Origin of the sequence: Micromonospora sp. WMMD710 (genome assembly GCF_029626045.1) — a bacterium.
Taxonomy (GTDB): Bacteria; Actinomycetota; Actinomycetes; order Mycobacteriales; family Micromonosporaceae; genus Micromonospora.
Genome location: NZ_JARUBD010000001.1, coordinates 3,568,604 through 3,590,739 on the forward strand (window position 1 = coordinate 3,568,604; position 22,136 = coordinate 3,590,739).

The window sequence follows — 22,136 nt, forward strand, 5'->3', positions numbered from 1 at the left end:
AGCCCGGCACACCGGCCCCCGCCTCCCGGCCGCCCGTGCACCGCGATCCGGCCCTGGTGGGCGCGCTCGCCGACGCACGGGACCTGGCCGACGGACCGGACCGACTGCTGGCCCTCGAACGGCTCGCCGAGCGGGCCGACGCGGCCGGTGACCTCCGGTCCGCACTGGACGCCCGGTTCGCGCTGATCGAGGCGTACCTGCTGCACGGCGAGCGGTGGCGGCTGGTCGAGCCGGTCCGCCGCTGCCGGGCCGCCGCCGACTACCGGCCCGAGCTGCTCACCGACGACGAGGGCCCGCTGCTGCTGCGCCTGCAGCGGTACGCCGTGGAGGCACTGCTCGGCACCCCCCGGGTGGGGTTGGACCAGACCCGGTCCCTCCTGGACGACCTGGCCCACCGGGTCGGGGCGGACGGGCCCGACGCGCCGACCGTCGCGGAGCTGCGCTGTCGGGTCGCCGACCACCTCGGCGACGAACCCACCGCCCGCCACTGGTTCCAGCGGTGGGCGGGCACCCTCGGCGGGCCGTCCGGCGGATGTCCGGGCTGCGCCCCGGCCCGCCGGGCGGAGCTGCTCGCCGGCTGGGGCGAATGGCGGGCCGCGGTGACCGAGCTGCGGGAGCCCGCCGCGGCAGCGGTGGACTGCACCGACCAACCCGAGCGGGGGCTGGTGGCCGGGCTGCTGCCGGCGCTGCGCACCGGCGAGCCGGAGCGGGCCGCGGCGGCACACGTGCGGGCGTACCGGCGGCACCGGCGCGAACGCGCGGCATTCCCCCACCTCGCCGCGCACCTGCGGTACTGCGCCCTGGGCGGGCATGTGGAACGCGGGCTGAGCGTCCTGGCCGAGCAGCTGCCCCGGTTGGACCGGCCCACCGACGACCTGGCCGCGATGGAGTTCGCCGCCGCCGGCGCGCTGGTCTGCGCGCTGGCCGTCGAGGCCGGGCTCCGCCTGCGTACGGTGCCCCGCCCGGCGTACGGCGGACGGCCGGCCACCGAGCTGGACGTCGCCACCCTCGGCGCGCTGCTGCTGGCGATCGCCAACGAGCTGGCGGGCAGCTTCGACGCCCGTAACGGCACCGGCCACCACTCCGGCCGGATGGCCGCCTGGCTGGCCGAGCGTCCCCTGGCGGCGCCGGTGCCCCTGCCGCCCGACGACGAGCCCCACGACGACGGCCCCGACACCGCCGAGCACGACACCGCCGAGTACGACGCCGCCGAGCACGCCACAGCCGAACAGGACGCCGCCGAGCACGCCTCCGACGACGAGCGGGAACTGGCGACGCTCACCATCGAGATGATCACCGCCGCGCTGGACCGACGCGGCGACCGCTACGTCGTCGACGAAGGCGCCACGGTGGTCGGCCGGTGGGGTGCCGTGACGATCCAGTTCCGTCGGGCCGGTGAACGCGGCGAGGTGCTGCACGCCCGTGCGATGGCCGCCCGCCGGTTGCCGGCGACCCGCCGCGCCGAGGCGTACGCCTTCTGCAACGCCTGGAATCACGACCGGCTGCTGCCCAAGGCGTACGCGCACGACCTCGGTGAGGAGCTGGTGCTGGCCGGTGACGTGGCCACCGACCTCGCTCACGGGGTGGCCCCGGCACAGCTCACGGTGCTGGTGGACGCCGCCATCGTCACCGGCGTCGCCTACGCCGAGGCGGTCGCCGCGCTCCCCTGACGCCCACCGGACGCGGCGACGCCGGCCCACCCCGAACGGGTGGACCGGCGTCAGCGTGCGTCGCTCAGACCTCGACGACGGTGGGCACGATCATCGGGCGACGACGGTACGCGTCGTTGACCCACCGCCCCACGGTCCGCCGGACGATCTGCTGGAGCTGGTGCGGGTCGGTGATGCCGTCCGCGGCGGCCCGGTTGAGCGCCTCGGTGACCAGCGGGATCACCGGGTTGAACGCCTCCGGGTCCTCGGAGAAGCCCTTCGCGGACAGCGTCGGGCCGGCGACGACCTTGCCGGTGACCGAGTCGACGACCACGGTGGTGGCGATGAAACCGCCGTCGCCGAGGATCCGCCGCTCGGTGAGCAGCGACTCGCTGACGTCGCCGACGGCGAGGCCGTCGACGTAGACGTAGCGGCTCTTCACGTGCCCGACGAGGCTGGCCCGGCCCTCCACCAGGTCGACGACGTCGCCGTCCTCGCAGAGCACCACCCGGTCGGCGGCCACGCCGGACTCGATGCCGAGGCGGGCGTGCGCGCGCAGGTGGCGCCACTCGCCGTGCACCGGCATCAGGTTGCTGGGACGGACCACGTTGAGCAGGTAGAGCAGCTCCCCGGCGGGGGCGTGCCCGGAGACGTGCACCTTCGCCACGTCCTTGTGCACGACCACCGCGCCCGCCCGGGCCAGCCGGTTGATCACCCGGTAGACCGAGGTCTCGTTGCCCGGCACCAGGGAGGACGCCAGCACGACGGTGTCGCCGGGGGCGATGGTGATGTGCCGGTGGTCGCCGCTGGCCATCCGGCCCAGCGCGCTCATCGGCTCACCCTGCGAACCGGTGGACATCAGCACGATCTGCTCGGGAGGCAGCGTGGTCGCCTCCTCGATCCCGATGACCAGGCCGGCCGGGATGTTGAGCAGGCCCAGGTCCCGGGCGATGCCCATGTTGCGGACCATGGACCGGCCGATGAGGGCGACCTTGCGGCCGTGCTCGGCGGCGGAGTCGAAGACCTGCTGCACGCGGTGCACGTGCGAGGCGAACGAGGCCACGATGATCCGGCCCTTGGCCTTCGCGAAGATCGAGTCGAGCACCGGCCCGATCTCCCGCTCCGGGGTGACGAAGCCGGGGATCTCCGCGTTGGTGGAGTCGGACAGCAGCAGGTCGACGCCCTCGGCGCCGAGCCGCGCGAACCCGGCCAGGTCGGTGATCCGGCCGTCCAGCGGGAGCTGGTCCATCTTGAAGTCGCCGGTGTGCAGCACCAGGCCGGCGGGGGTGCGGATGGCCACCGCGAGCGCGTCCGGGATCGAGTGGTTGACCGCGAAGAACTCGCACTCGAACGGGCCGAGCCGCTCGCGGCCGCCCTCGCGCACGGTCAGCGTGTACGGCTGGATGCGCCGCTCGGCCAGCTTCGCCTCGACCAGGGCCAGGGTGAACTGTGAGCCGACCAGCGGGATGTCGGGCTTGTGGGCGAGCAGGTACGGCACCGCGCCGATGTGGTCCTCGTGACCGTGGGTCAGCACGATCGCCTGGACGTCGGCGAGCCGGTCCAGGATCGGGCCGAAGTCGGGCAGGATCAGGTCCACGCCCGGCTGCTCCACGTCGGGGAAGAGCACGCCGCAGTCGACGATCAGCAACTTGCCGTCGTACTCGAAGACGGTCATGTTCCGACCGATGGCGCCGAGCCCGCCGAGCGGGATGATCCGCAGGCCACCTTCTGGCAGCGGCGGGGGTAGTTCCGCCTCGATGTGCGCCTCGGTCACGCGTCCACCTCATTCTGCGACGCCGTCACTCGGCGCCCATCGTGTCGTTCGTTCATTCGGGTAGCTCCAGGCCCGCTGCCGCGAAGTCCGCGCGCAGCTGGGCGATCTCGTCGTCGGTGGCGTCCACGAGCGGGGGTCGCACCGGGCCCGCCGGCAGGCCCAGCGACGCCAGACCCGCCTTCACCAGGATGGTGCCCTGGGTGCGGAAGATGCCGGTGAACAGCGGCAGCAGCCGCCGGTGCAGGGCAAGCGCGGCCGGCAGGTCCCCCGCGTCGAACGCCTCGATCATCTGTGCGGTCAGCGCCCCGGTGAAGTGCGTCGAGGTGCCGACCACGCCCACGGATCCGACGGCCAGCGCCGGCAGGGTGAGGGCGTCCTCGCCGCAGTAGAAGGCGAGGGCCGTGCGGCTGGTCACCCAACTGGTGGCGGTCAGGTCGCCCTTGGCGTCCTTGACCGCGACGATCCGGCCGTGTTCGGCGAGCCGGACCAGCGTCTCGGTCTCGATCGGCACGCCCGACCGGTGCGGAATGTCGTACAGCATCACCGGCAGTCCGGTGGAGTCGGCCACGGCGGTGAAGTGCCGCAGCAGCCCGCTCTGCGGCGGCTTGTTGTAGTACGGGGTGACCACCAGCAGACCGTGTGCGCCCGCCTTCTCGGCGGCGGCGGCCAGCTCGATGGTGTGCCGGGTGTCGTTGGTGCCGACACCGGCGACCACCTTGGCGCGATCCCCGACGGCCTCCACCACGGCCCGGATCAAGCGTTCCTTCTCCGCGTCGGTGGTGGTCGGCGACTCGCCGGTGGTGCCGTTGACCACCAGCGCGTCGTTGCCCTGCTCATCGACCAGGTGGCTGGCCAGTCTGGCGGCGCCGTCGAGGTCGAGTGAGCCGTCGGGGGTGAACGGGCTCACCATGGCCGTGAGTACCCGGCCGAAAGGGCGGGACACCGGTCGGGCCGAGGCGTCGGGGTGGTCGTGCGTCATACCCTCCAACCTAGCGGACGACAAGCCGGGGCCTGCCGGGGAAGGGCTCAGGACGCCTCGTGCGGGCTGGCCGCAACCTCGGTGCCGTCCGGCAGCGTCGAGATCACGAAGTCGGCGAAGACGTTCGGGGCGACCTCCTGGAGCTGGCGCAGGCACTCCACGGCCAGCTCACGGATCTCCACGTCGGCGTGCTCGGTGGCCCGCATGGCGATGAAGTGCCGCCAGGCCCGGTAGTTGCCGGTCACCACGATGCGGGTCTCGGTGGCGTTGGGCAGCACCGCGCGGGCCGCCTGCCGGGCCTGCTTGCGACGCAGCGTCGGGTTGGGCTCGTCGGAGAACCGCTGCTCCAGCCCCTCCAGCAACTCGGTGTACGCCCGCACGCTCGCCTCGGCGGCCTCCACGAACTTCTTGTGCAGCTCCGGGTCGTCGGCGATCACCGCCGGCTCGACCATGGCCGCGTCCCGCTCGGGGACGTAGCGCTGGGAGAGCTGGGAGTACGAGAAGTGCCGGTGCCGGATCAGCTCATGGGTGAACGAGCGGGACACCCCGGTGAAGTAGAAGGTCACCGAGCCGTGTTCCAGCACGCTCAGGTGGCCGACCTCGAGGATGTGCGCCAGGTAGCCGGCGTTGGTGGCGGTCGCCGGGTTCGGCTTCTTCCACGACTGGTAGCAGGCCCGGCCGGCGAACTCGGCGAGCGCCTGGCCACCCTCCGCGTCGGTCGACCACGGCACGTCGTCCGGGGCCGCGAACTGGGTCCACGCGATCAACTTGACCTGGGGCTGCACCATCTCCGGCATGCCTGGGACTGTAGTGGCGCGGCGCCGTCCGGCCCAACTCAGGCGCGCCCCGTGCAATGTCGATCACTCGGCCCAGCAGTGTCGCCTGCAAGATCGCACAACATCCTGGATGTAGTAGCATCCGCCGCGCCCGACACCACCACATCCAGGATCGAGCACGATCTTGGGGTGAGGTGCGCCGAGGGCGCGGGTGAGGTGCGCCGAGGGCGCGGGTGAGCGGCGCGGCGGGTGGGTCAGACGTAGAGCGAGGTGAACGGCGCCCAGGGCAGGTTGCGCAGCACCGAGAAGGCGAGCCACGCGGCCAGGAAACCGCCGATGACCTTGGAGCTGATCCGCAGCTCGGGCAGCCGCCACCCGAACGCCTGGTTGCCCGCCCAGGCCACGAAGAGGTACGCGAGGAACGGCAGCGCGAAGACGAACAGGAAGTGGTGCCGGGCGGCCGCCGGCAGGTCGCCGTGCAGCACGTACCAGAGGGCGCGGGTGCCACCGCAGCCCGGACAGTCCAGCCCGGTGGTCAGCTTGAGCAGGCAGGTCGGCGCGGCGTCCGGGTCGGCGTACGTCGGGTTGCTGAGCAGCGCGTAACCCATGCCGGCGGCGACGCAGCCGACCGCGGCCAGGGGCACCGCCCAGCGCGGCGAGCGCTCGTAGAGCCGCAGCACGAAACGGGTGAGCCGGTCCGGTTCGGGGGGCGGGTAACCACCCGGCGGGGGCGTCGGCCAACCGACCGGAGCGGCGCCGGCCGGATCGGCCGGCACCGTGTGGACCGCCCCGGGTGCGGGCTGCGGCTGGTCGACCGGACCGGGAACGCTCGTCACGCGCTCACGGTACACCGGACACGCCGGCCAACGCGGCGCTGAGCGGACCGGCCAGGTCGCCGGCGGCGGGCGGGGCCACCGCGTCCAGGCCGAGCCAGCCGGCGAGCCGGTACAGCTCGGCGGCGAGCGCCACCGCGGTCTCCCCGGCGTCGGCGCCGGGCTCCAACCACGCGGCCGGCACCAGCAGCACCCCGGCCTTGCGGTCGGCCTTCAGGTCGACCCGGGCGGTGAACCGGTCGCCCTGCAGGAAGGGCAGCACGTAGTAGCCGTACACCCGCTGGGGCGCGGGGACGTAGATCTCGATCCGGTAGCTGAAGTCGAAGAGCCGCTCGGTGCGGGCCCGCTCCCAGATCAGCGGGTCGAAGGGGCTGACCAGGGTGTTGCCCCGGACCCAACGGGGCAGCCGGGCGGACGCGTGCAGCCAGGCCGGCTGCCGCCAGCCCGCCACGGTGACCGGCACCAGCTCGCCGGCCTCGGCCAGCTCCGCGACGGCCTGCCGGGCGCCGGCCAGCGGCAACCGGAAGTAGTCGCGTAGCTCCGGCTCGGCGGCCACCCCGAGCGACCGCGCGGCGAGGCCCACCAGCGTCCGGTACGCCTCGGCGTCGGTCGGGGTGGGCGCGGCCAGCACCGCCGCGGGCAGCACCCGCTCGGGCAGGTCGTAGCGGCGCGCGAAGGAGGTGCTGCGCTCCGCGGCGGTCACCTCGCCCGCCCAGAACAGGTATTCCAGAGCCCGCTTGACCGCCGACCAGTTCCAGCCCCAGTTGCCGGTCTCGCGGGGCGCGTCGTGCTCGATCTCGGCGGCGGTGAGCGGCCCCCGCGCGGCCACCTCGTCGCGGACCCAGGCGACCAGCTCCGGCTGCTCCTGGGCGATGCGTCGCATGCCGCCCCAGGATTCGCTGTGCGCCCGGGCCATCCGCCAGCGCAGCATCGGGTGCAGCCCGACCGGGACCAGCGACGCCTCGTGACCCCAGTATTCGAACAGGTCACGCGGGCGCCGGTAGGCGGCCTGGTCGAGCAGCGTCGTCGGGTACGGCCCGAGCCGGCTGTAGAGAGGGAGGTAGTGCGCGCGTTGCAGCACGTTGACCGAGTCCATCTGGATCAGCCCGACCCGGTCGAGCACCCGGCGCAGGTGCCGACGGGTGGGCACACCGGCCGGCGGCGGGTCGGCGAAGCCCTGGGCGGCGAGAGCCACGCGGCGGGCCTGGGCGAGCGAGAGTGATTCCGGTGCGGCCATCGTCGGCGACCTTAATTCATGGGTACGACGCCGGTGCGGGAAGCTGGACTCGGACCGTCATCGGGGCATAGAACGGTGCAATGCTGACCATCCGCCGGGAGGAGCCGGACGACGCCGAGGCGGTCGCCCGGGTGCACGTGCACGGCTGGCAGGCGGGCTACGCCGGCGTGATGCCGGACGAGGTGCTCGGCCGGCTCAACGTGGCGGCCTGGGCGCAGCGCCGCCGCGACGTGGGCACCGCCGACCCCGAACATCCTTTCACGACCCTGCTGGGCGAGGTGGACGGCCTGGTCGTCGGCTTCACCACCTTCGGGCCGTACCGCCGCAACCAGGACCGCGGCGACCTCGACCCGGCGGTCGGCGAGGTGCTGGCGCTCTACGTGGAGCCGGCGTTCTGGGGCGACGGGACGGCCACCGGGCTGTTCGACGCCGCCCGCGCCGGGCTCGGCGAGCGAGGCTGGACCAGCTACCGGCTGTGGGTGCTGGCGGACAACCGGCGGGCCCGCCGGTTCTACGAACGGGCCGGCCTGTCACCGGACGGTGAGCAGTCGACCTACCAGGTGCCGCTCGCCGGCGGGGGTCCGCCGGTCGGGCTGGTCGAGCTGCGGTACGCCGGACGTCTCGACGGCTGACCCGTCCGGGGTCAGCCACCGGCGCACCGGCAGGAAGGCCAGCAGTGCCAGGCTGATCCAGACGTAGGCGTTGCTGCCCAGGAAGCCGTCCACGCCGGTGAAGTCCTTCTCCCAGACCCACACGGTCCGGCTGATCAGCAACACGTACCCGATGGTCGCGGCGGCCAGCAGGACGCGCCGGCGGCGGCCGGCCGGCGCGGCCGTCGCGTTGTCCACCAGCAGGATCAGCGCGGGCAGCAGCCAGACCAGGTGGTGCACCCAGGTGACCGGGCTGACCAGGCACATCACCGCGCCGGTCAGCGCCAGGCCGGTCGCCTCGTCGCCGGCCGCCACGGCCGAGCGGGACCGCCACGCCCAGAGCGCCAGGGTGCCGAGCACGAGCAGCAGCCACAGCAGCGTGCTCGGGTGTTGCGGGTCGAGCCGGGCCACCACCCCGCGCAACGACTGGTTGGACACGAAGGCCAGCTCGCCCACCCGGCCGGTGTTCCACAGCGCCTCGGTCCAGAACTCCCGGGACGCGTCCGGGAACAGCGCACCGGCCAGCAGGGACACCCCGGCGGCCGCGCCGCTGGCCGTGAGGGCCGCGCGCCACCGACCGGTGACCAGCAGGTAGACGATGAAGATGCCCGGGGTCAGTTTGATCGCGGTGGCCAGCCCGATGCCCACCCCCGCCCACCGGTTTCCGGACGGCAGCAGCCGCAGCAGGTCCACCGCCACCAGGAAGAGCAGCAGCGTGTTGACCTGGCCGAAGTTGATCGTCTCGCGCATCGGCTCGAACGCGGCGGCCAGGCACAACGCGACGGCGAGCGCGAACCACCGGGTCCAGCCGGCCCGCCGGGCGATCGGGTCGACCAGCCACCAGATCAGGACCGTGGTGGTGACCACGCTGGCGAGGACGCTCACCACGATCGCGGCCCACCACGGCAGGTACGCCATCGGCAGCATGACCAGCGCGGCGAACGGCGGATAGGTGAAGCCGTACTGGGTGTTCGGCTTGAGGTAGTCGTAGATCTCCCCGCCGTCGTGCACCCACCACGTCAACGCGCCGTAGTAGACCTTCAGATCGAAGAAGCCGTGGCGTACCGCCGCGACGGCGAGGAACGCGGTGACCGCCGCGGCGAGCATCACCACCCCGACGACCTGCGCGGTCGTCCTGTTGGCACCCTGCGCCACCGTCGCCTCCCTGGCCCTTGAGTAGGCTTCCGTCCCATGGCTCTCGGGTACGTCCGCCCGGCGCGTCCCGAGGACGCCGGCGAGATCGCACGCATCCAGCTCGCGACCTGGCGGGTCGCGTACCGCCGGATCCTGCCTCGGCACGTGCTCGACAACCTGGACGAGGCGTTCCTCGCCCGGCGGTGGAGCGCCGCGGTGCTGGAGCCGCCCTCGGGCGCGCACCGGGTGCTGGTCGCCGTCGAACAGGCCGAGCAATCGTATCTGGTGGGGTTCGCCGCCTCGGGTCCGGCCGACGCCGAGGCCCTCGCTCCGGGCGAGCCGACCGACGCGCTCGGCCCGGACGTGGCCGCCGTGACCGACCTGCTGGTCGAGCCGCGGTGGGGCCGGCGGGGGCACGGCAGCCGGCTGCTCGCCGCCACCGTCGACCTGTGGCGGTCCGACGGCCTGCGCCGGGCGGTCGCCTGGGCGTTCGACGGTGACGAGGCGACCCGGAAGTTTCTCACCAGCACCGGCTGGGAGCCCGACGGCGCGGCCCGCGCGCTGGACGTCGACGACATGCTGGTGCCGCAGGTGCGCCTGCACGTGGCCGTACCGACCGAGAAGGTCCCGGCCGAGTGACCGGTGCGGCGGCCCGGGGCCGCCGCACCGGCACGGGTCAGCCCTTGTCCGAGCCGTCGTTGGCGTCGCGGACGAAGTAGCGCTGGAACACCACGAAGAGGATCGCCACGGGGATCGTGGCCAGCAGGGCGGCGCCCAGCTTGAGCGGGTACTGGGTGCCGCTGCCCAGGGAGCCGCTGACCAGGTCGGCCAGCCCTCGCGGCAGGGTGAACAGGTCCGGGTCCTGCACCGACACGAGGCTGTGCGGGAACTCGTTCCACGAGCCCTGGAACGACAGGATGGTCAGGGTGATCAGCGCCGGTTTCGCCATCGGCAGCACCACCGACCAGAAGGTACGGAAGATGCTCGCCCCGTCGATCCGGGCGGCCTCCTCCACGCTCACCGGGATCGACTCGAAGAACTGTTTCATGATGAACACGCCCGCCGCGTCGGCCAGCAGCGGCACCACCAGACCGGCGTAACTGTTGTAGATACCGAGCTGGTTGAGCACCAGGAACTTCGGGATCAGCAGCACCACGCCGGGCACCGCCAGCACCGCGATGATCGCCGCGAACAGCCCGCCGCGCCCCCGGAACCGCAGCCGGGCCAACGCGTACCCGGCGAGCGAGTCGAAGAACACCCGCCCGAGGGTGACCAGCACGGTCACCAGCAGCGAGTTGCCCAGCCAGAGCGGAAAGTTGGTGCCGGCGAAGATCCGTTCGAAGCCGGCCAGGCTGAGCGGGTCCGGGAACGGCGACAGCGGGTTCGCCGCCGCGTCCGACTCGGTCTTGAGCGAGTTGCCGATCTGGATGACGAACGGGTAGAGGAACACCAATCCGAAGAAGACCAGCGTGGCGTACCCCAGGAAGCGGGTGACCAGGGTGCGGGCCGCCCGTTCGTCGCGCCGCGCGGGCGCCGCCGCCGGGCGGTCGGTGGGCACGGCCATCTCAGGACCTCTCCGGTACGCGTCGACGCCACCAGCCGCGGCGCGGCCGGTCGGTGTCCCGCTCGGCCAGCGCCCGGCGCTGGATCAGCGTGAGCACGATGATGATCAGGAACAGGACGAACGAGATCGCCGCGCCGGAGCCGTAGTCGAAGTCCCGGAACGCGGTCCGGTACGACAGGTACGCCGGCGTGACAGTGGTCTTGGCCGGATCGCCCTGGCTCATCACGTACACCTGGTCGAAGACCTGCCAGGAGCCGATCAGGCCGAGGGTGAGCACCAGGAAGGTGGTGGGCCGCAGCATCGGCAGGGTGACGTAGCGGAACCGCTGCCACCGGGACGCGCCGTCCAGGGTGCTCGCCTCGTCCAGTGTGACCGGCACGTTCTGCAGCCCGGCCAGGAACATCAGCATGAAGGTCCCGGAGGTGGTCCAGATGACCAGCGTGATGATCGAGATCATCGCCACGCTGGGGCCGGCCAGCCAGTCCCACCAGCTCAGCCCGAACGGGCCGCCGTCGGTCAGTGCCGCCGGCGGCGAGTCGACGCCGACCACGCCGAACAGCAGGTGCAGGACGCCCCGGGAGTCGGCGAACCACTCCGGACCGTCGATCCCGACGACACCGAGCAGCGCGTTCACCGCGCCGGAGTTGGCGAAGAGGAACAGGAACACCACGCTGATCGCGACGGAGCTGGTGACCGAGGGGAAGTAGAAGGCGCTGCGGAAGAAGCTCTTGCCCTTGAGCATCCGGTTGTTGACGACGAGGGCCAGCCCGAGCGCGAGCGCGGTCTGCGCCGGTACCACGATCGCCACGTAGTAGATGTTGTTGCGGATGCTGGTCATGAAGTCGCGGCGGGCCAGCCCGTCCTCGGTGAACAACTGCGTGTAGTTGTGCGCGCCGACGAACGGGACGTCGCCGGTGAACGGGCTGCCCTGACCGTTCCAGTCGGTCAGGCTGACCCAGAGCGCCATCAGGATCGGCAGCAGCAGGAACAGCCCCAGGATGACGATCACCGGCGCGACGAAGAGCCAGCCGGCGAGGTTCTCGTTGCTGCGGATGCCGCCCCGGCGGGGTCGTCCCCCGGACGCGGTCGCCGCGGCGGCGGTCAGTGTCTCGGTTGCCATCTCCCCTCCCTCCCTCTCTCGGGCCGAAGGTGACGCAGGGCCCCGGCGGTCGCCGGGGCCCGGCCATCACCTCAGCTGCCGCCGAGCGCCGCCTTGGCGTTCTTGTCGAAGTTCTGCAGCACGGTCTTCGGGTCGCCGTTGGTCAGGCTCTGCAGACCGGTGTCGAGGTCCTTGAGGACGCTGTCCATCTTCGGGGCGTTCACCGGGCCCTGGGCGTACGCGACGCCGTCGATGAACACCTTGTCCGCCGGGAAGGCCGCGCTGTACTGGTCGCGTACCGACTGGCGTGACGGCATGACACCGAACGCCGTGGCGAAGGCCATCTGCTGCTCGCCGCTGGTCATCGCCTCGACGAACTTGATCGCCTGGTCCTTGTACTTGCTCTTCGCGGCGATGCCCCAGCACTGGGTGAAGGAGAGCGTGCCCTGCCCCTTCGGTCCGGCCGGCAGCGCCACGACCTTGTACTTCACGTTCGGGAAGTCGTTCTGCAGGGCACCCTTGATCCAGTTGCCCTCGATGGTCATCACGGCCTTGCCCTTGCCGAACGCCTCACCGGACCAGCCGGCGTCGAGCTGCTTCGGGTACTTGGCCAGGCCGGTCGTGAGCATCGTCTTGACGTACTGGAGGGCGGCCAGGTTCTCCGGGGTGTCCGCGGTGGGCTGCTTGCCGTCCTTGCTGAACAGCCAGCCGCCGTTCTGCACCAGGAAGGCGCCGATCCGGTCCCGGGTGTCGCCGAGGGCCAGCGGAACCTGCCCCTTGGCCTTGATCTTCTGCGCGACGGCGGTGAGCTGGTCCCAGGTCGTCGGGATGTCGGCGTCGGTCAGCCCGGCCTTGGCCCACAGGTCGGTGTTGATCTGCAGGGCCAGGGTGGAGAAGTCCTTGGGCGCGCAGTAGAGCTTGCCGTCGTACGTGAACGTGGTGCGCAGGCTCTCGTAGAAGTCGCCCGAGTTGCTGATCTTGTCGCCGTACGGCTCCAGCGCGCCGACGCTGGCGTAGTCGGCGAACCGGGCCGCGTCCACGTAGAAGACGTCCGGCGGGGTGCCGCCGGCGAGGCCCTGACCGAGCTGCTGGGTGAGGTCCTGCGCCGGGGTGACCGTGGCGGTGTTGCCGGAGCTGCCGGCCCACTTCGCGGCGGCGTCCTGCACCGCCTTGGTCTCGGCCTCGCCGGACGAGCCGATCAGGATCTGCAGGCTGGCCGGGCCGCTGGACTGGGCGGCGTCGCCGGACGAGTCGTCGAAGCCGCTGCCGCAGGCCGCGGAGCCGAGCAGGGCGACGGCGGCGAGGCCGGCCACCGCAGCCCGGGTGAGGGTTCGAGGTGCCATGGTTTCTCCTGGTGGGGGGTGGGATTACGCGGTGTGCCGCAGGGCCAGCGAGGGCTGGAGCAGCACGGGGGTGGGAGTCTCGTGGTTGCCGTCGAGGACCCCGGTGAGCAGGTCCACGCAGCGGGCGGCGGCCTCGCCGAGCGGTTGGCTGACGCTGGTCAGCCCGATCGCGGCGGCCACCGGCGTGTCGTCGAAGCCGATCACCGACACGGGCGGGTTGGTGCCACGGACGGCCTGGAGGGCGCCGAGGGCGAGCGAGTCACTGGCGCAGACCACCGCGGTCGGTGCCACGGCGACGAGCAGGTCCCGCATCAGTCGTTCGCCCTCGGCGATACCGTCCTCGGTCTCCCGGTGCAGCCCGACCGGATCGACGTCGGCCGCCAGCAGCGTGTCGCGCCAGCCGGCGCGCCGGTCGTCGCCGACGCCGGAGCCGGTCGGCCAGCCGATGAACGCGATCCGCCGGTGCCCGGCGTCCAGCAGGTGCCGGGTGGCTCCGGCGGTGCCGGCGGCGCCGTCGACGTCCACCCAGGAGTGCGTGTCGAGCGCGTCCCACGGGCGGCCGAAGGTCACGAACGGCACGTCCCGGTCGGCCAGCCAGGCGGTACGCGGGTCGCCGTGCTTGGTGCCGACGAGCACGAACGCGTCCAGCTCGTACGTGCCGAGCAGGTCACCGTAGGTGGCGATCTCCCGCTCGTCGTCGGTGGCGGTGTAGAGCAGCACGCGGTAGCCGGCGGCGTCGGCAGTCTCGGTGAGGCCGTGCAGGAAGCGGTCCAGGACGGAACCGTTGATGCCGTCGCGGGTCGGCTCGATCCGGGCGGCGATGAGTCGGGAGCGGCCGGTACGCATCTGTCGGGCGGCCTGGTTGGCCCGGTAGCCGAGCGCGTTGATCGCGTCCTCGACCCGCTGACGGGTCTCCTGCCGCACGATGTGCGGGGCGTTGAGCACATTGGACACCGTTTGGCGGCTCACTCGGGCGTGCCGGGCCACCGTCGCGATGGTCACCTTTTCGGCCACTTAATCCCTCTCGCCGTCTTGAACGATCCAATCTGGATAAGGCAGGATTAGATCGTTCAAGTTTCTGGAATGTTTCGCACTTTGCACCGCCAGGGGCGCGTTGTCAAGATGTCCGCCCCGCACCCCGAGGATCTGGAGCCACACCGTGATCGAACGCCAGCTGCAACCCGTCCTGCACGAGTTGGTGGGGGTGGTCCACGCCCCCACCAGCGCGCTGGGGGACGCGACCGGGCAGATCCGCCCGACCGGTGTCCAGGGCGTCTTCCACGCCGACGCCCGGGTGCTCTCCCGGGCTGAGCTGCGGGTCGACGACCGGGAACTCGAGGGGCTGACCCGCGGCGACGACGGCCCGCACAGCGCGCACTTCGTGGGCCTGGCCCGCTGGCTCGGCGACCCCGCTCCCGACCCCACCGTCCGCGTCGACCGGCTCCGCCGGGCCACCCGCAACGGTCTCACCGAGGAACTGCGGATCATCTCCACCGCCACGGTCGGCGTACGGGCCACCGTCAGCATCGACCTCGGCTGCGACCTGGCACCCATCGAGGTGGTCAAGTCCGGCGGCGTCACCGCGGCACTGGAGGCCAAGACCGGCCAGCCGGGCATGGTCACCTGGGCGGCCGACGGGATCGCGGTCACCGTCACCGCGCCGGGCGCCGACGTGCTCGCCACCGGCGACCGGGCCACCGCACCCCGGCTCACCTGGCCGGTCGAGCTGCCCCCCGGCGGCGGGCACACCGTACTGCGCTGGCAGCTGAGCACCGAGGACCCGCGTGCCGTCGTCGTCGGCCCCGCCGGCGAACCCGAATGGTCCCGACCCGAGGTGACCGCCGACGACCGCCGCCTCGCCCGGCTGCTCGACCGCAGCCTCGACGACCTGCGCGGCCTGCGACTGACCGAGACCGGGACACCCGGCGACGTCTTCCTCGGCGCCGGGGTGCCCTGGTTCCTCACCCTGTTCGGCCGGGACAGCCTCTGGGCCGCCCGGATGATGCTGCCGCTCGGCACCGACCTGGCCGCCGGCACGCTGCGGGTGCTCGCCCGGCGACAGGGCACCCGGGTCGACCCGGCCACCGGCGAGGCCCCCGGCAAGATCCTGCACGAGCTGCGCCGGCACCAGGTCGCCCTACCCGAGAACGGGCTACTCCTCCCGCCCGCCTACTACGGCACCGTCGACGCCACCATGCTCTGGGTCAACCTGCTGCACGACGCGTGGCGCTGGGGCCTCCCCGCCGAGCAGATCGAACCACTCCTGCCGTACCTGGACTCGGCGCTGCGCTGGCTCGGCGACCACGCCGACCCGGACGGCGACGGCCTCGTCGAGTACATCGACACCACCGGGCACGGGTTGTCCAACCAGGGCTGGAAGGACTCCGGCGACGCCGTCCGCTTCCACGACGGATCCCTGGCCACCGCGCCGATCGTGCTGGCCGAGGTCCAGGGGTACGCGCACGAGGCCGCCGTCAACGGCGCCGCCCTGCTGGACGCGTTCGGCCGCCCCGGCGGAGACCCCTGGCGCGAGCACGCCGCCGCGCTGGCCCGCCGGTTCCGGGACAGCTTCTGGGTGGACGGCCGCTACGGCCCGCAGCCCGCCCTCGCCCTCGACCGGGACAAACGCCCCGTCGACTCGCTGACCAGCAACATCGGTCACCTGCTCGGCACCGGCCTGCTCACCGCCGACGAGGAGACCCAGGTGGCCCGGCTGCTCACCACCGACACACTCGCCGGCGGCTTCGGGTTGCGGACCATGTCCACCGACGACGCAGGCTTCAGCCCCCTGTCGTACCACTGCGGTTCGATCTGGACCCACGACACCGCGATCGTGCTCGCCGGGCTGGCCCGCGCCGGGCACCGCGACGCCGCGCTCGGCTTGACCGAAGGCCTGCTCAGCGCCGCCGAGGCGTTCGACTACCGGATGCCGGAGCTGTACGGCGGCGACGACCGGTCCCTGGTGAACCGCCCGGTGCCGTACCCTGCGGCGTGCCGGCCGCAGGCGTGGGCCGCGGCGGGTGCCGTGCTGCTGCTCCAGGCCGCGACGGGGCTCTACCCGGACGTCCCCGGCGGCACGGTCCGACTGGCCCCACTGGCCGGAGCCGAACTGGGCGCCGTCACGGTCAACGGCCTACGTGTTGCCAACACCCCGGTCACGATCGAGGTCAACCGCACCGGTGAAGCCACCGCAACGGGCCTCCCCACCCCCATAACCCCAACCCCCACCGTCCCCACCCAACGCCGCCCCACCACCCCAACCCACCCCCGCTAACAGCCCGCCCACCCCGTCCCACCCCCACCCCTGCCCCCGCGCGGTCCCCTGCCCCCGCCCGGTCCCCTGCCCCCGCCCCTGTCCCTGTCCCGCCCCGTCCCACCCCTTGTCCTCGCCCCCGCCCCCGCCCCCCGCCCGTCGATCATGGAGTTGTGGTGGGCGACAGCTCCACATGCGCCCCTTTTGCGAGGCACCACAACTCCATGATCGACGCAGGCCGGGCTCAACGCGCCGCCGATCTTGCAGTTTCGGTTGTCGGGGTGGGTGGGATGCCCCATATGCCGCGACAGGAAGTGCAAGGTCGCGGGGGCAGGGGGCGGGGGCGGGGCGGGGACGGGGCAGGGGCGGGGGGCGGGGGCGAGGGCAAGGGGGACCGGGCGGGGGCGGGGGCGGGAGAGGGAGAGGGAGAGGGAGAGGGAGAGGGAGAGGGGCGCGGGAGGGTTAGGGGGTTTTTTCGGCTATCAGTTCTTCGCCGTCTACCGCGCCTGTGGGGTGGAAGCCGAGGGACGTGTAGAGGGCTGCTGCCGGGGTGTTGTCGGGGTGGTACGAGAGGCGGACCGGTGGGTTGGCGTCGCGGGCCGCCAGCCACGGGGCCAGCGTCTGCACCGTCGCGCGGCCGACGCCCTGGCCCTGCTCGGCGGCATCGATCAGCATGCCGCCGATCCAGTGCGAGCCGTCGTCGTCCACGCCCCACATGACGTGGCCGACGACGGTCTCGTCGGCGTACACGGCCAGCGAGGTCCACACCTCGGATCGGCTGCTCAGCAGCAGATAGCGCGCGCCCAACGCGGCCACGAACCGGCGCTGGTCGTCGCGCGGGGCGACGTCGGCCACCGCCCGCCAGTTGTCCTCGTCCACCGGCCGCAGCGTGACTCGCCGCCCGGCCCGGTCCAGGTGTCCCGCATCGATCATCCGGCGGATGCTACCCGGCTCGTGCCCGCCGATCCTGGACAGTTTCCGTTCGCCGGGCGGCGACGGAGGCGCAACGTGCAGCGGTGCAACGGCGGTGGAGCGGCCCGGTCAGTCGAGCAGGGCGTCCAGGCCGACGGTGAGGCCGGGGCGGGTGCGCACCGCGCGGACGGCCAGCAGCACACCCGGCATGAACGACACCCGGTCGTACGAGTCGTGCCGGATGGTCAGCGTCTCGCCGGTGGCACCGAACAGCACCTCCTGGTGGGCGACCAGACCGGTGGCGCGCACGGCGTGCACGCGTACCCCGTCGATGTCGGCGCCGCGCGCGCCCGGCACCTCGTCCTTGGTGGCGTCCGGGACCGGGCCGAGGCCGGCCTCGGCGCGGGCCTGGGCGATCTGCCGGGCGGTGTGCGTGGCCGTGCCGCTCGGCGCGTCCAGCTTGTTCGGGTGGTGCTGCTCGATGATCTCGACGGACTCGAAGTGCCGGGCGGCCCGCGCGGCGAACTGCATCATCAGCACCGCGCCGATGCCGAAGTTCGGGGCGATCACCACGCCCACCTCGGGCCTGTCGGCCAGCCAGCCGCGCACCTGCTCCAGCCGCTGCTCGGTGAAGCCGGTCGTGCCGACCACCGCGCTGATGCCCTGCCCGATGCACCACCGGAGGTTGTCCATGACGACGTCCGGCGTGGTGAAGTCGACGACCACGTCGGCGGCGGAGGCGGCGTCGAGGGTGTCGCCCTGGTCGATCGCCGCCACCAGTTCGAGGTCGTCGGCGGCGTCGACCGCCTTGCAGACCTCCAGGCCCATCCGGCCACGGGCACCGAACACGCCGACCCGGGTCTTCTCCTGCTCGTCAGTCACGGCGCACAACCTATCCCAATCGGGACGTGCCCCGGTCGTCGGATCCGGTCGGCTCCACCGACCGGGACGCGCTCCCGGACCGTGCGACGACAGCCCTCAGACCGCGAAGTCTCCCTCGCCGAACGGGCCGACCACGGCCAGCGACATCGGCCGGCTGAGCAACTCGGCGGCGAGGACGTTCACGTCCTCCACGGTGACCTCGTCGACCCGGCGGAGCAGTTCGTCCACCGGCATCAGATCGCCGTAGAGCAGCTCACCCTTGGCGAGTCGGCTCATCCGGGAACCGGTGTCCTCCAGGCCGAGCACGAACGAGCCCTTGCTCATGCCCTTGCCCCGGGCCACCTCGGCCTCGGTCAGCCCGTCGGCGGCCACCCGGGCCAGCTCGGCGCGGGTCAACGCGAGGACCTCGTCCACCTTGCCCGGCGCGCAGCCGGCGTAGACGGCGAACAGGCCGCTGTCGGCGTACTGGCTGGCGTACGAGTAGACCGAGTACGCGAGGCCGCGCTGCTCGCGGATCTCCTGGAACAGGCGGCTGGACATGCCGCCGCCGAGCACGTTGTTGAGCACCCCGAGGGCGAAGCGCCGGTCGTCGAGGCGGTCGATGCCGGGGCAGCCGAGGAGGACGTGCGCCTGCTCGGTCTCCTTCGGCTCGACCAGGGTGGTCGCCGCCTTGGTGCGTACCGCCGGGGTGGCCGCGCGGTGCGGCGCCGGGCTGGCCGGGTCGCTGTCCAGGCCGGTGCCCCGCACGGCCTGGCGGACCAGCTTGACCACCGCGGCGTGATCCAGGTTGCCGGCGGCGGCGATGACGATCTGCGGCGCGGTGTAGCGGTCCCGGTAGAAGCTCTGGATCTGCCTGCGGGTCATCGGCGTGACGGTCTCCTCGGTGCCGGAGATCAGCCGACCCAGCGGGTGGTCGCCGTAGACGGCGCGGGCGAAGAGGTCGTGGACCTCGTCACCGGGCTCGTCGTCGTGCATGGCGATCTCCTCCAGGATCACGCCACGCTCGGTCTCCACGTCGGCCGGCTCCAGCAGCGAGTCGGCGACCAGGTCGCACATCACGTCGATCGCCAGCGGCAGGTCCTCGTCCAGCACACGGGCGTAGTAGCAGGTGTATTCCTTCGTGGTGAAGGCGTTCGTCTCGCCGCCCACCGCCTCGATCTGCGAGGAGATCTCCAACGCGGTGCGCTTGTTGGTGCCCTTGAAGAGCAGGTGCTCCAGGAAGTGCGCGGCCCCGGCCTGCGGGCCGGTCTCGTCCCGGGAGCCGACGGCCACCCAGATGCCGAAGGACACGCTGCGCATCGCCGGGATCGCCTCGGTGAGCACGCGCAGACCGCTGGGCAGCACGGTACGGCGTACCGTGCCGCCCAGCGGATCGTCGCTGAGCGTCCGGGTCACCGCGCGGGCGGTGCCGCCGGAGCGCACCGCCCCGGTGTCCCGAGACGGGGCCACCCCCCGTCGATCCGGTGGAAACGGCGCACTGAAGGCCCGACTCACGTGGTGCTCCCGGTTCGACGAGGGGTGGGTGATGCGAGGTACGACGGTCAGCTGTGCCGGGTCCGGCGGCGCGGACGCTCACCGCCCTCGCCACCCTCGCCGCCGCCACCCTCGCCACGGTTGTCGCCGCGCTCCGGGCCACGCCCACCACGGTCGCCGCCACGGTCGCCGCGGTCCCGCGGACCGCGGTCGCCCCGGTCCCGACCGGCCGGCCGGTCGCCACCGGCGGCCTCGCCAGCGGCCGGCGCCTCGGCGCCCTCCGGACGAACCTTGTCCAGGTAGATCTTGCCGCGGGCGTCGATGTCGGCGATCTCGACCTCGACCCGGTCACCGACGTTGAGGAAGTCCTCCACGCGCTCGACCCGCTTGCCGTCGCCCACCTTGGAGATGTGCAGCAGGCCGTCGCGGCCCGGCAGCAGCGAGATGAACGCACCGAACGCGGCGGTCTTGACCACCGTGCCGAGGAACCGCTCGCCCTGCTTGGGCAGGGTCGGGTTGGCGATGCCGTTGATCCGGTCGACGGCCGCCTGGGCCGACGGGCCGTTGGTGGCGCCGACGTAGATCGTGCCGTCGTCCTCGATGGAGATCTCGGCGCCGGTCTCGTCCTGGATCGCGTTGATGGTCTGGCCCTTCGGGCCGATCACCATGCCGATCTTGTCGACCGGGATCTTGACGGTGGTGACCCGCGGCGCGTAGTCGGACATCTCGGCCGGAGCCTCGATCGCCGCCCGCATGACCCCGAGGATGATCTGCCGGGCCTCGTTCGCCTGCTGCAGCGCGGCGGCCAGCACGTCCGACGGGATGCCGTTGAGCTTGGTGTCGAGCTGCAGCGCGGTGACGAAGTCCGGCGTACCGGCGACCTTGAAGTCCATGTCACCGAACGCGTCCTCGGCACCGAGGATGTCGGTCAGCGTCACGTACTGGGTCTTGCCGTCCACCTCGTCGGAGATGAGGCCCATCGCGATGCCGGCGACCGGCGCCTTCAGCGGGACACCCGCGGAGAGCAGGCCCAGCGTCGACGCGCAGACCGAACCCATCGAGGTGGAGCCGTTGGAGCCGAGCGCCTCCGACACCTGCCGGATGGCGTACGGGAACTCCTCGCGCGACGGCAGCACCGGGATCAGCGCACGCTCGGCGAGAGCGCCGTGGCCGATCTCGCGCCGCTTCGGCGAGCCGACCCGGCCGGTCTCACCGGTCGAGTACGGCGGGAAGTTGTAGTTGTGCATGTAGCGCTTGCGGTTCTCCGGGGACAGCGTGTCCACCATCTGCTCCATGCGGAGCATGTTCAGCGTGGTGACGCCCAGGATCTGGGTCTCGCCCCGCTCGAACAGCGCCGAACCGTGCACCCGGGGCAGCACGCCGACCTCGGCTGTCAGCGACCGGATGTCACGCGGGCCGCGGCCGTCCATGCGGACCTGCTCACGCAGCACGCGGTTGCGCACCTCGGACTTGGTCAGCGACCGGAAGGCAGCGCTGAGCTCCTTCTCCCGGCCCTCGAACCGAGCGCCCAACTCCTCGGCGACCCGGGCCTTGACCCGGTCCAGGGCCTCCTCGCGGTCGGCCTTGCCGGCGATGGTGATCGCCTCGGCCACCTCGGTGCGGGCCACCTCGGAGACGGCCTCGTACACGTCGTCCTGGTAGTCCAGGAAGACCGGGAACTCGGCGACCGGCTTGGCGGCCACCTCGGCCAGTTCGGCCTGCGCCCGGCACAGCTCGCGGATGGCCGGCTTGGCGGCCTCCAGGCCGCTGGCGACGATCTCCTCGGTCGGGGCGGTGGCGCCGGCCGAGATGAGGGCGACGGCGTTCGGGGTGGCCTCGGCCTCGACCATCATGATCGCGACGTCGCCGTCGTCGAGCGTGCGGCCGGCCACGACCATGTCGAAGGTGGCCCGAGCCAGCTCCTCCAGGGTCGGGAAGGCGACCCACTGGCCGTCGATGTGCGCGACCCGGGTCGCGCCGATCGGGCCGGAGAACGGCAGGCCGGACAGCTTGGTCGACATCGACGCGGCGTTGATCGCCACGACGTCGTACGGGTGCTGCGGGTCGAGCGCGAGGATGGTCTCGACGACCTGGACCTCGTTGCGCAGGCCCTTCACGAAGGACGGGCGCAGCGGCCGGTCGATCAGCCGGCAGGTGAGGATCGCGTCCTCGCTGGGCCGACCCTCGCGGCGGAAGAACGAGCCGGGGATGCGGCCCGCGGCGTACATCCGCTCCTCGACGTCGACGGTCAGCGGGAAGAAGTCGAACTGCTCCTTCGGCTGCTTGCCGGCGGTGGTGGCGGAGAGAACGACCGTCTCGCCCAGCTGGGCGATGACGGAACCGGCGGCCTGGCGGGCCAGCCGACCGGTGGAGAAGGTGATCTCACGGGTGCCGAAGGACCCGTTGTCGATCACAGCGGTGCGGGATTCGGTGCCGAGTTTGGTCTCGGTCATGTGCTGTCGTGCTCCTTCGCGTCGTGGGCCCGCGACGTCGGGGAGCTGCTCAGCCGGCCGGTCTTCGATCGAAGCGCCCGGGTGGCCGGCATGATGCCGGGTTCCCGGGGGCCACTACCGGAGAC

General features: G+C 72.4%; 18 protein-coding genes. 4 read left to right on the top strand and 14 right to left on the bottom strand.

Going from position 1 to position 22,136, the window contains the following annotated elements:
• Positions 1–35: 35 nt before the first annotated feature.
• Entirely contained in the window at positions 36–1,670 is a 1,635-nt protein-coding gene (locus O7620_RS16365; protein ID WP_278127035.1) for a YbjN domain-containing protein, read from the top strand.
• 64 nt (positions 1,671–1,734) lie between these two features.
• Here O7620_RS16365 and O7620_RS16370 read toward each other — a convergent pair whose 3' ends face one another.
• The 5 genes from O7620_RS16370 to O7620_RS16390 all read right to left on the bottom strand — a co-directional run bounded on the left by O7620_RS16370 (position 1,735) and on the right by O7620_RS16390 (position 7,248).
• Positions 1,735–3,423: a ribonuclease J gene (locus O7620_RS16370; RefSeq protein WP_151491467.1), complete on the bottom strand. Its 1,689-nt coding sequence runs from the start codon at positions 3,421–3,423 to the stop codon at positions 1,735–1,737.
• A gap of 52 nt (positions 3,424–3,475) precedes the next feature.
• The gene (gene dapA, locus O7620_RS16375) at positions 3,476–4,402 is read right to left on the bottom strand and encodes a 4-hydroxy-tetrahydrodipicolinate synthase (RefSeq protein ID WP_151491468.1); all 927 of its coding nucleotides are present in this window, start codon (positions 4,400–4,402) and stop codon (positions 3,476–3,478) included.
• A gap of 47 nt (positions 4,403–4,449) precedes the next feature.
• Positions 4,450–5,190 (bottom strand): FAD-dependent thymidylate synthase, encoded by a 741-nt coding sequence (gene thyX, locus O7620_RS16380; protein ID WP_151491476.1) that lies wholly within the window; start codon positions 5,188–5,190, stop codon positions 4,450–4,452.
• 242 nt (positions 5,191–5,432) lie between these two features.
• Positions 5,433–5,954 (bottom strand): DUF2752 domain-containing protein, encoded by a 522-nt coding sequence (locus O7620_RS16385; RefSeq protein ID WP_225854654.1) that lies wholly within the window; start codon positions 5,952–5,954, stop codon positions 5,433–5,435.
• A 64-nt stretch (positions 5,955–6,018) separates the two neighbouring features.
• Positions 6,019–7,248, bottom strand: coding sequence for a crosslink repair DNA glycosylase YcaQ family protein (locus O7620_RS16390; protein WP_151491470.1), 1,230 nt, complete (start codon positions 7,246–7,248; stop codon positions 6,019–6,021).
• Between the two features lie 80 nt (positions 7,249–7,328).
• Between O7620_RS16390 and O7620_RS16395 the strand changes: the two genes are divergently transcribed.
• Complete coding sequence (locus tag O7620_RS16395; RefSeq protein ID WP_278123689.1) at positions 7,329–7,880, top strand: GNAT family N-acetyltransferase; 552 nt, start codon at positions 7,329–7,331, stop codon at positions 7,878–7,880.
• Here the strand turns inward: O7620_RS16395 and O7620_RS16400 are convergent.
• Entirely contained in the window at positions 7,779–9,053 is a 1,275-nt protein-coding gene (locus tag O7620_RS16400; RefSeq protein ID WP_151491472.1) for a glycosyltransferase 87 family protein, read from the bottom strand. The two genes, O7620_RS16395 and O7620_RS16400, sit on opposite strands and share 102 nt — an antisense overlap.
• Positions 9,054–9,089: 36 nt before the next feature.
• Here O7620_RS16400 and O7620_RS16405 point away from each other — a divergent pair, with 36 nt between their 5' ends.
• A complete protein-coding gene (locus O7620_RS16405; protein ID WP_278123690.1) occupies positions 9,090–9,671 on the top strand; it encodes a GNAT family N-acetyltransferase in 582 nt (193 codons plus the stop codon).
• 37 nt (positions 9,672–9,708) lie between these two features.
• Here O7620_RS16405 and O7620_RS16410 read toward each other — a convergent pair whose 3' ends face one another.
• The 4 genes from O7620_RS16410 to O7620_RS16425 all read right to left on the bottom strand — a co-directional run bounded on the left by O7620_RS16410 (position 9,709) and on the right by O7620_RS16425 (position 14,052).
• Positions 9,709–10,596, bottom strand: a complete 888-nt coding sequence (locus tag O7620_RS16410) for a carbohydrate ABC transporter permease (RefSeq protein WP_278123691.1) — start codon at positions 10,594–10,596, stop codon at positions 9,709–9,711.
• A 1-nt stretch (position 10,597) separates the two neighbouring features.
• Positions 10,598–11,716 (bottom strand): sugar ABC transporter permease, encoded by a 1,119-nt coding sequence (locus tag O7620_RS16415; RefSeq protein WP_278123692.1) that lies wholly within the window; start codon positions 11,714–11,716, stop codon positions 10,598–10,600.
• Between the two features lie 71 nt (positions 11,717–11,787).
• Entirely contained in the window at positions 11,788–13,038 is a 1,251-nt protein-coding gene (locus tag O7620_RS16420) for an extracellular solute-binding protein (RefSeq protein ID WP_278123693.1), read from the bottom strand.
• A gap of 24 nt (positions 13,039–13,062) precedes the next feature.
• Positions 13,063–14,052: a LacI family DNA-binding transcriptional regulator gene (locus O7620_RS16425; protein ID WP_278123694.1), complete on the bottom strand. Its 990-nt coding sequence runs from the start codon at positions 14,050–14,052 to the stop codon at positions 13,063–13,065.
• A 145-nt stretch (positions 14,053–14,197) separates the two neighbouring features.
• Between O7620_RS16425 and O7620_RS16430 the strand changes: the two genes are divergently transcribed.
• On the top strand, positions 14,198–16,312 hold the full coding sequence (locus O7620_RS16430; protein ID WP_278123695.1) for a glycogen debranching N-terminal domain-containing protein: 2,115 nt from the start codon (positions 14,198–14,200) through the stop codon (positions 16,310–16,312).
• A gap of 441 nt (positions 16,313–16,753) precedes the next feature.
• On the opposite strand, the gene O7620_RS16435 is transcribed toward O7620_RS16430, so the two are convergent.
• The 4 genes from O7620_RS16435 to O7620_RS16450 form a co-directional block, all read right to left on the bottom strand.
• Positions 16,754–17,224: a GNAT family N-acetyltransferase gene (locus tag O7620_RS16435; RefSeq protein WP_278123696.1), complete on the bottom strand. Its 471-nt coding sequence runs from the start codon at positions 17,222–17,224 to the stop codon at positions 16,754–16,756.
• 108 nt (positions 17,225–17,332) lie between these two features.
• A complete protein-coding gene (gene dapB / locus O7620_RS16440; RefSeq protein WP_151488141.1) occupies positions 17,333–18,085 on the bottom strand; it encodes a 4-hydroxy-tetrahydrodipicolinate reductase in 753 nt (250 codons plus the stop codon).
• 96 nt (positions 18,086–18,181) lie between these two features.
• Positions 18,182–19,579, bottom strand: coding sequence for a pitrilysin family protein (locus tag O7620_RS16445; protein ID WP_151488142.1), 1,398 nt, complete (start codon positions 19,577–19,579; stop codon positions 18,182–18,184).
• A gap of 47 nt (positions 19,580–19,626) precedes the next feature.
• Positions 19,627–22,011, bottom strand: coding sequence for a polyribonucleotide nucleotidyltransferase (locus O7620_RS16450; protein ID WP_151488143.1), 2,385 nt, complete (start codon positions 22,009–22,011; stop codon positions 19,627–19,629).
• Positions 22,012–22,136 lie beyond the last annotated feature (125 nt).

Bases quoted from the DNA above. Each gene is read 5' to 3' on its own strand.
- O7620_RS16415 (WP_278123692.1), bottom strand. From the start codon at position 11,716: ATGGCAACCGAGACACTGACCGCCGCCGCGGCGACCGCGTCCGGGGGA.
- O7620_RS16420 (WP_278123693.1), bottom strand. From the start codon at position 13,038: ATGGCACCTCGAACCCTCACCCGGGCTGCGGTGGCCGGCCTCGCCGCC.
- dapA (WP_151491468.1), bottom strand. From the start codon at position 4,402: ATGACGCACGACCACCCCGACGCCTCGGCCCGACCGGTGTCCCGCCCT.
- thyX (WP_151491476.1), bottom strand. From the start codon at position 5,190: ATGGTGCAGCCCCAGGTCAAGTTGATCGCGTGGACCCAGTTCGCGGCC.
- O7620_RS16450 (WP_151488143.1), bottom strand. From the start codon at position 22,011: ATGACCGAGACCAAACTCGGCACCGAATCCCGCACCGCTGTGATCGAC.
- O7620_RS16435 (WP_278123696.1), bottom strand. From the start codon at position 17,224: ATGATCGATGCGGGACACCTGGACCGGGCCGGGCGGCGAGTCACGCTG.
- O7620_RS16405 (WP_278123690.1), top strand. From the start codon at position 9,090: ATGGCTCTCGGGTACGTCCGCCCGGCGCGTCCCGAGGACGCCGGCGAG.
- O7620_RS16395 (WP_278123689.1), top strand. From the start codon at position 7,329: ATGCTGACCATCCGCCGGGAGGAGCCGGACGACGCCGAGGCGGTCGCC.
- O7620_RS16410 (WP_278123691.1), bottom strand. From the start codon at position 10,596: ATGGCCGTGCCCACCGACCGCCCGGCGGCGGCGCCCGCGCGGCGCGAC.
- O7620_RS16390 (WP_151491470.1), bottom strand. From the start codon at position 7,248: ATGGCCGCACCGGAATCACTCTCGCTCGCCCAGGCCCGCCGCGTGGCT.